The 7,999-nt window shown below is 59.8% G+C and carries 7 protein-coding genes; 4 read left to right on the plus strand and 3 right to left on the minus strand.

The genetic code is table 11. The features are described 5' to 3' along the window. The first annotated feature begins 256 nt into the window (after positions 1–256). The 3 genes from recA (at position 257) to C6W91_RS18620 (ending at position 4,412) form a co-directional block, all read left to right on the plus strand. A complete protein-coding gene (gene recA / locus C6W91_RS18610) occupies positions 257–1,324 on the plus strand; it encodes a recombinase RecA (protein ID WP_065270335.1) in 1,068 nt (355 codons plus the stop codon). Positions 1,325–1,470: 146 nt separating this feature from the next. Further along, positions 1,471–4,122: an alanine--tRNA ligase gene (alaS, locus tag C6W91_RS18615; RefSeq protein WP_370571322.1), complete on the plus strand. Its 2,652-nt coding sequence runs from the start codon at positions 1,471–1,473 to the stop codon at positions 4,120–4,122. A 2-nt stretch (positions 4,123–4,124) separates the two neighbouring features. After that, the gene (locus tag C6W91_RS18620) at positions 4,125–4,412 is read left to right on the plus strand and encodes a DUF1330 domain-containing protein (RefSeq protein WP_274837099.1); all 288 of its coding nucleotides are present in this window, start codon (positions 4,125–4,127) and stop codon (positions 4,410–4,412) included. 100 nt (positions 4,413–4,512) lie between these two features. Here the strand turns inward: C6W91_RS18620 and C6W91_RS18625 are convergent, their stop codons facing one another. The 3 genes from C6W91_RS18625 to C6W91_RS18635 all read right to left on the minus strand — a co-directional run bounded on the left by C6W91_RS18625 (position 4,513) and on the right by C6W91_RS18635 (position 7,462). Continuing rightward, complete coding sequence (locus tag C6W91_RS18625; protein WP_065270332.1) at positions 4,513–5,094, minus strand: VOC family protein; 582 nt, start codon at positions 5,092–5,094, stop codon at positions 4,513–4,515. 85 nt (positions 5,095–5,179) lie between these two features. Next, on the minus strand, positions 5,180–7,000 hold the full coding sequence (gene typA / locus C6W91_RS18630) for a translational GTPase TypA (protein WP_274837098.1): 1,821 nt from the start codon (positions 6,998–7,000) through the stop codon (positions 5,180–5,182). 126 nt (positions 7,001–7,126) lie between these two features. Then, the gene (locus tag C6W91_RS18635) at positions 7,127–7,462 is read right to left on the minus strand and encodes a multidrug efflux SMR transporter (protein WP_274833646.1); all 336 of its coding nucleotides are present in this window, start codon (positions 7,460–7,462) and stop codon (positions 7,127–7,129) included. A 249-nt stretch (positions 7,463–7,711) separates the two neighbouring features. Between C6W91_RS18635 and C6W91_RS18640 the strand changes: the two genes are divergently transcribed. Further along, positions 7,712–7,999: hypothetical protein (locus tag C6W91_RS18640; RefSeq protein ID WP_370571323.1), on the plus strand; the 288-nt coding region annotated here is incomplete at its 3' end.

The following is a 7,999-nucleotide window of genomic DNA, read 5'->3' on the forward strand; positions in this document are numbered from 1 at the left end:
AATCTGATCCTTTGCCTTTGCCTGTGCCTGAGGGGGGCGGTTCTGGTGCGCGGGACGGGCGCTTCCCTTTGCCAACTTCGTCTGGCCAAGGACAGCCCCAGCGCTAGACACAGCGGTTCCTGTGCCGGTCTTCTACGCCTTCTCGGAAGTTTTACTTGCAATGTTCCCGTTTTGATCTCATAAGGAACAAGAGGCGAACAAAGCAAGTGATTGCCGCAACCCCACGGGTATGACACATAGAAGGGGATTAGGGATTATGGCGGATCTGTTGACCATGAAAAACAAAGAGAGCGGTGACAAGCAAAAGGCGCTGGACAGCGCGCTTGCCCAGATTGAGCGGCAGTTCGGCAAGGGCTCGATCATGAAGCTGGGCGACGGCAAGGCGATCCAGGAGATCGAAGCCAGTTCGACCGGGTCTCTGGGGCTGGATATCGCGCTGGGGATCGGCGGCCTGCCGATGGGCCGGATTGTTGAGATTTACGGCCCGGAAAGCTCCGGTAAAACGACACTGACGCTGCATTGCGTGGCCGAACAGCAGAAAAAGGGCGGCGTCTGCGCCTTTGTCGATGCGGAACACGCGCTGGATCCGCAATACGCGGCCAAGCTGGGCGTCGATCTGGACGAACTGCTGATTTCGCAACCCGATACCGGCGAACAGGCGCTGGAGATTACTGATACGCTGGTGCGGTCTGGTGCGGTCAACATGGTGATCGTGGATTCAGTGGCGGCACTGACACCCAAATCCGAACTTGAAGGCGACATGGGTGATTCCAGTGTTGGCGTGCAGGCCCGTCTGATGAGCCAGGCCATGCGCAAGCTGACCGGGTCCATCAGCCGCTCCAAATGCATGGTGATCTTCATCAACCAGATCCGCATGAAGATTGGCGTGATGTTCGGCTCGCCCGAAACGACAACTGGCGGTAACGCGCTGAAATTCTACTCTTCGGTCCGCCTTGATATCCGCCGCATCGGCTCGATCAAGGATCGGGATGAGGTTGTCGGCAACGCAACCCGCGTCAAGGTCGTCAAGAACAAGGTGGCGCCGCCCTTCAAACAGGTGGAATTCGACATCATGTATGGCGAAGGCATCTCCAAGATGGGTGAATTGCTCGATCTGGGTGTGGCCGCCGGTGTGGTCAACAAATCCGGCGCATGGTTCTCTTACGGAGATGAGCGGATCGGGCAGGGCCGTGAAAACGCGAAACAGTTCCTGCGGGAACATGCGGAAATCGCCTATGATATCGAAGACAAGATCCGCGCGGCACATGGGCTCGACTTTGACCGCCCCGACGGCGGCGGTGACGATGACATTCTGGAGGCCTGAGGCCGACCGGATGTGATCCGATCCAATATGAAATGGGGCGCAACGCAGGTTGCGCCCTTTTTCGTTTCGGCGGGCAGTGGACAGGGCTGCGCTCTGGGGCTAAACCTGCCTGAAACCCTGACAAAGCCCGAAAAGGGATCCCGCATATGGCGACGCTGAACGACATCCGCTCCACCTTCCTGAACTACTTTGCCAAGCAAGGCCACGAAATCGTGGAATCCGGTCCGCTTGTGCCCCGCAACGATCCCACCCTGATGTTCACCAACTCGGGCATGGTCCAGTTCAAGAACCTTTTTACCGGGGTCGAGCATCGTGATTACAAACGTGCCACCACCGCGCAGAAATGTGTGCGCGCGGGCGGCAAGCACAACGATCTCGACAACGTCGGCTATACCGCGCGCCACCACACGTTCTTTGAAATGCTGGGCAACTTCTCCTTTGGGGACTACTTCAAGAAAGAGGCGATCCCCTTTGCCTGGGAGTTGATCACCAAGGAATTCGGTATCGACAAGAGCCGTCTGCTGACCACCGTCTATCATACCGACGACGAAGCCTTTGAAATCTGGAAAAAGGTCGGCGTGCCCGAGGACCGGATCATCCGCATCGATACGTCGGACAACTTCTGGCAAATGGGGCCGACCGGGCCCTGCGGTCCGTGTACCGAGATCTTCTACGATCACGGTGATCACATCTGGGGCGGCCCTCCGGGCAGCGCTGATGAAGATGGCGACCGTTTCATCGAGATCTGGAACGTCGTTTTCATGCAGAACGAACAGTTCGAAGACGGCTCGATGAAGGCGCTGGACATGCAGTCCATCGACACCGGCATGGGGCTTGAGCGTATCGGTGCGCTGCTGCAGGGTAGCCATGACAACTATGACACCGACTTGTTCAAGGCGCTGATCGAAGCCTCGGCCGATGTCACCAACGTTGATCCTTATGGCGATCAGAACGTGCACCACCGGGTGATCGCGGACCACCTGCGCTCCACCTCTTTCCTGATTGCTGATGGCGTGATGCCTTCCAACGATGGGCGCGGCTATGTGCTGCGCCGCATCATGCGCCGCGCCATGCGCCACGCGCACCTGCTGGGCGCCAAGGATCCGGTGATGCACCAACTGGTTCCGGCCCTGGTGCAGCAGATGGGCGCCGCCTATCCTGAACTGGGCCGCGCGCAGGCACTGATCCAGGAAACGCTGCACCTGGAGGAAAACCGTTTCAAACAGACGCTGGACCGCGGTCTGAAGCTGCTGGATGATGAACTGTCCGGACTGGACGAGGACGCACCCCTGCCGGGTGAGGCTGCTTTCAAGCTTTATGATACCTATGGCTTCCCGCTGGACCTGACACAGGACGCCCTGCGCGAAAAGGGGCGTGAAGTCGACACCGACGGCTTCGATACTGCCATGGCGGCGCAAAAGGCCAAGGCGCGTGCCGCATGGTCCGGCTCGGGCGAAAGTGCCGACAGCACCCTATGGTTCGATATTGCCGATGAACATGGCGCCACCGATTTCCTCGGCTATGAAACCGAAAGCGCCGAAGGCCAGATCCAGGCCATCGTCAAGGATGGCGAGATCGTGCGTGAGGCGGGTAAGGGCGACAGCGTTCAGCTTATCCTGAACCAGACGCCGTTCTATGCCGAATCCGGTGGTCAGGTCGGAGACAGCGGTGAAATCCGTCTCGAAGGTGGCGCCCTGCGCGTCACGGACACCAAGAAAGCTGCCGATGTCTTTATCCACTTCTGCGAAGTGACCGATGGGATCGTGACGGTCAATGCACCCGCGCAACTGGTAGTGGATCACACCCGCCGCAGCGCCATTCGTGCCAATCACTCCGCCACGCACCTGCTGCACGAGGCCCTGCGGGAGGCGCTTGGCGATCACGTGGCACAGCGCGGCTCGCTCAACGCTGAGGATCGTCTGCGCTTTGACTTCAGCCACGGGAAGGCGCTGAGCGCCGAGGAGCTGACCCAGGTTTCAAAAGACGTGAACACCTATATTCGCCAGAACACCCCGGTGGAGACCCGGATCATGACGCCGGATGATGCTCGTGCCCTGGGCGCGCAGGCGCTGTTTGGTGAGAAATACGGCGACGAGGTTCGTGTCGTCTCCATGGGGCGCGCAGCAACCGGCAAGGGTCACGACAAACAGACCTATTCCATCGAACTCTGCGGCGGGACACATGTGAAGCAGACCGGTGATATCGGTTCCTTCGTCATCCTTGGCGACAGCGCATCCTCGGCTGGCGTGCGACGCATCGAGGCGCTGACCGGCGCTGCAGCCTCTGAATATCTGGAGGCCGAGGCGGGCCGGATGGCGGATGTGGCAGCGATGCTCAAGGCACAGCCTTCCGATGTCATCGACCGCATCAAGGCGCTGATGGACGAGCGCAAGGCGCTGCAGAACGAGGTGTCGCAGCTGAAGCAGAAAGTCGCTATGGGCGGCGGTGCGTCCGGTGGTGTCGAGACCAAAGAGATCGGCGGCAAGACCTTCCTCGGTCAGGCGCTGGAAGGCGTGTCGGGTAAGGATCTGCGCGGGCTCATTGATGCGCATAAACAGAAACTCGGCTCTGGTGTGATCCTGCTGATCGCCGACGACGACGGTAAGGTCGCAGTCGCGGCCGGGGTTACTGATGATCTGATTGGTCAGGTGTCCGCGGTAGATGTGCTGAAGGCTGCTGTGCCTGCTGTTGGCGGTAAGGGCGGCGGTGGCCGTCCCGATATGGCGCAGGGCGGCGGCAAGGATTTTGCCGGGGCCGAAGCGGCCATCGCGGCTGCAGAACAACTTTTGGAGGGATAATCATGGGCGCACTCTGGATTGCTCACGTCACGGTCACCGATGTGGAGGCCTATGGCAAATACGCTGAGCTGGCCGGCCCGGCGATTGCGAAACACGGCGGCAGCTTCATCGCCCGCGGCGGTAAGTTCGTGCAGCTGGAAGGCAAGGAACGCCCGCGGAACGTGGTGGCGAAATTTCCAAGCGTCGAGGCCGCCGTCGACTGCTACAACAGCCCCGAATACCAGGAGGCGCTGAGCCACGCGCGCGACGCCTCTGAGCGTGAACTGATGGTGGTGGAAACCTCTGAATAATTGCGGTTTTCCGCGACCTGCCCGAAAAGGGCAGGGTGAGACAAAAAAGGAGCGCAGGCCATCCCGCGCTCCTTTTCTTTTGCCGGGATGCCACCAGTGATCAATAGGGATCGCGGGGCCGTCTATCGTCCGTCAGGCTCGAGGTGTGGCAGGTCACCAGAAGCTCGATCGCATCGGCCAGATGCTCTTCCTGAATGTTGTAATCTCCGCGGGCGACGCGGATCTTGTGGGCTTCGATCATTACATCCGCATGGGTGCAGCCGGTGGGCGGTTCAAACCTGTAGCAAGCCAGTTCGATCATCAACCCCAGCGGATCCTTGAAATAGATCGAATCCATGAAGCCGCGGTCCTTCGCGCCGGAATGGCCGATGCCGCGGTCCTTCAGCCGTTTTTCAACTTGGGAGAACATTGCCCTGCTGACGTTGAACGCGATATGATGCACGCAGCCGGGTTCCGTTGGGGTACGGCGGCGGTCAGGCGTGCGGGTTTCATTGGTGAAGACGGTAATCAGCCGCCCGTCACCGGGATCGAAATAGAGGTGGCCTTCGTCCGGATTGTCCAGATTGGGCTGATCAAAGACGAAGGGCATGCCCAAGAGGCCTTCCCAGAAATCGATCGATGTCTGCCTGTCGGCGCCAGTCAGCGTGATGTGATGGACGCCCTGTACCTGAATTTTCTGCATTCGGGTCCTCCTGTAATTTTGGCGGACCCTATCATGAATGTGCCATAGAAAAAGGCCGCCCCGGGGGGCGGCCTCGTAAATGTGATCAGCCGTTAGACTTGGCCACCCGCTTGCGTTCATGCGGATCCAGATAGCGCTTGCGCAGGCGTACGTTGTTTGGCGTGACTTCGACCAGCTCGTCGTCATTGATATAGGCAATTGCCTCTTCCAGCGACAGCGTCATCGGGGTGGTAAGGCGCACTGCCTCATCCGTGCCAGAGGCGCGCACGTTGGTCAGTTTCTTGCCTTTCAGCGGGTTCACTTCCAGGTCGTTGTCACGGGAGTGTTCGCCAATGATCATGCCAGTATAGACGTCGGCCTGGGCGCCGATCATCATCTTGCCGCGCTCTTCGAGGTTCCACAGGGCGTAGGCAACCGACTGGCCGTTCTCCATGGAGATCAGCACACCTGCACGACGGCCGGGAATGGGGCCTTTGTGAGGGGTCCAGCCGTGGAACACGCGGTTCAGAACACCGGTGCCGCGGGTGTCGGTCAGGAATTCACCGTGATAACCGATCAGACCACGCGAAGGCACATGAGCGATGATCCGGGTCTTGCCAGCGCCTGCGGGCTTCATCTCGACGAGCTCACCTTTGCGGGCGCCAGTCAGTTTTTCGATCACCGCGCCGGAGTATTCGTCATCAACGTCGATGGTAGCCTCTTCGACGGGCTCCATCTTGACGCCGTTCTCTTCGCGCATGATCACCTGCGGGCGGGAGATCGACAGTTCGAACCCTTCACGGCGCATGTTTTCGATCAGAACGCCCATCTGCAGTTCGCCGCGGCCCGAAACTTCGAAAGCCTCGCCGCCGGGGGTGTCAGCGATCTTGATCGCGACGTTGGATTCGGCCTCTTTCATCAGGCGGTCACGGATAACGCGCGATTGGACCTTCTTGCCATCGCGACCCGCCAGCGGGCTGTCGTTGATGCCGAAGGTCACGGTGATGGTGGGTGGGTCGATGGGCTGGGCATCCAGGGGTTCGTCCACGGCCAGGGCGCAGATTGTATCGGCCACGGTCGCCTTGGCCATGCCGGCGATGGAGACGATGTCGCCCGCCTGGGCTTCTTCGATGTCCTGTTGAGCCAGACCGCGGAAGGCCTGGATACGGGTCACGCGGAACTGTTCGATCTTCTGGCCCATGCGGGTCAGCGCCTGAACGGTGGCCCCAACTTTCAGAGTGCCGGATTCGACACGGCCTGTCAGAAGGCGGCCCACAAAGGGGTCGCTGCCCAGCGTGGTGGCCAGCATGCGGAAATCTTCATCCTGACGCTTGATCTGTGCAGGCTCGGGCACGTGGTTGACGATCAGGTTGAACAGCGCGTGCAGGTCCTTGCGGGGACCGTCCAGCTCTGCATCGGCCCAGCCATTGCGGCCCGAGGCGTACATATGCGGGAAGTCGAGCTGGTCTTCATTCGCGTCAAGCGAGGCGAAGAGATCGAAACATTCGTCCAGTGCGCGGTCCGGCTCGGCGTCGGGCTTGTCCACCTTGTTCAGCACTACGATCGGACGCAGGCCAAGCGCAAGCGCCTTGGAGGTCACAAACTTGGTCTGCGGCATCGGGCCTTCGGCGGCATCGACCAGCAGCACAACACCATCCACCATGGACAGGATCCGCTCGACCTCACCGCCGAAGTCGGCGTGACCGGGGGTGTCGACGATGTTGATCCGTGTGCCTTTCCATTCGACCGAAGTCGGTTTGGCAAAAATGGTAATGCCCCGCTCGCGCTCCAGATCGTTGCTGTCCATGGCGCGTTCCGCCACAGCCTGGTTTTCGCGAAAGGCGCCGGATTGTTTCAGCAGCTCGTCAACCAGGGTGGTTTTCCCGTGGTCCACGTGTGCAATGATCGCAATGTTGCGCAGGTCCATGACGTCAGCCTTTGTAAGGAAGTTGCGCCGCGCATAGCCCGATACCGGCCCGAAGGCCAGAGAAAATCCGCAAACACGGCGCAAAGGCCGCTGCGACGCAGCGATTTGGGCGCCGGGGCGCCTGTGTCAGTGGCCAGAAGACCCTGAAAACAGATGAATGACAAGGATTCCCGCCAAGATCATCGCCATGCCGAGCACGGCCGGAAGGTCCAGTTTCTGGCCAAAGACCACAAGACCGATCACCGCGATCAACACGATGCCGAGCCCGGACCAGATGGCATAGACGATCCCCACCGGCATTACCTTTAGGGTCAGGCCCAGCATGTAGAAGGAAAACCCGTAGGCGACCAGAACGATCAGGGAGGGCACCAAGCGGCTGAACTGCTGGCTGGCCTGCAGGGCGGTGGTGCCAATGGTTTCGGCGGCAACGGCGACGATCAGGTAGATGTAGTGAACGGGCATCGCGGCCTCCGAAGTTTCCAGGAGAGATGTGGTGTCTTCCGGGTATCGCAAGCCGCTGCGTTGGAACAGCCCCGAAAACCGTGCCGCGCGAAAATTCCGGATCCTGGCCTTGCCAAATTTATCTGAAGGGCTGCGGGAAAAGCCCGTTTCTACGGGGCGCGCGAGTGTGGAGGATCGTTAAAACAGCTTTCAATTTTCTAACCAAATGGCAACGAGTTTTGGATAGAGAGAAGTTCGGAAGGAAATCTGATGAAGCATTTTCTGGTCGGCATGGCGGCTTGTATCGTTGTTGCATTGTCGCCGTTGCTGGTTCTGGCTTCGAACAAAAACCTGAGCCCGGGCACGCCGATCCTTGTGGTGTCGGCGCCATGGGGGCCGGATGCACCCGACGTGATCGCCGGGTCCGGTTTGCAGGAGATTTCCCCCGAACGTGCGCCGTTTGGTGCGCTAACAGTGCTTGAGGATCTGGCGGGGAATGTCCCGATCGATGTTGAAAAGCGTTTCGGGCGACGCTGCGGATTTCATGGTTATGCGGCC

The sequence above is a fragment of the Phaeobacter sp. SYSU ZJ3003 genome (assembly GCF_041300735.1).
In the GTDB taxonomy this organism is placed as follows: Bacteria; Pseudomonadota; Alphaproteobacteria; order Rhodobacterales; family Rhodobacteraceae; genus Phycobacter; species Phycobacter gallaeciensis_A.